The organism is Flagellimonas olearia (assembly GCF_009184425.1).
Classification (GTDB): Bacteria; Bacteroidota; Bacteroidia; order Flavobacteriales; family Flavobacteriaceae; genus Flagellimonas; species Flagellimonas olearia.
Genome location: NZ_WELG01000159.1, coordinates 1 through 331 on the forward strand (window position 1 = coordinate 1; position 331 = coordinate 331).

At 58.6% G+C, this 331-nt stretch carries 1 protein-coding gene; it reads left to right on the plus strand.

What is annotated here, in order from left to right:
• Nucleotides 1–331, plus strand: a 331-nt coding sequence (locus F8C76_RS19515) for a 4Fe-4S dicluster domain-containing protein (RefSeq protein WP_152132976.1), incomplete at both ends; no start/stop codon positions are given.

A 331-nucleotide genomic window follows, 5' to 3' on the forward strand; every position in this document is an offset into this window, starting at 1 on the left:
TGCTTCACCCTGCACAACCCGGCTGTGCCGGTGGTCAAAACCACCAACTGCATTATTGCTGCCAGCCCGGAAGAGCTGCCGGAACCGCCACCGGAACAACCCTGCATTCGCTGTGGTTCCTGCGCGGAAGTGTGCCCAGCCAACCTGCTGCCCCAGCAACTGTACTGGCACGCCAAGAATGACGACCTGGAAAAAGCACAGCATCACAACCTGATGGACTGCATCGAATGCGGTGCCTGTGCCTATGTATGCCCCAGCCATATTCCCTTGGTGCAGTACTACCGCTACGCCAAGGCCGAAGTTCGCCAACAGGCCGCAGACCAGCTAAAAG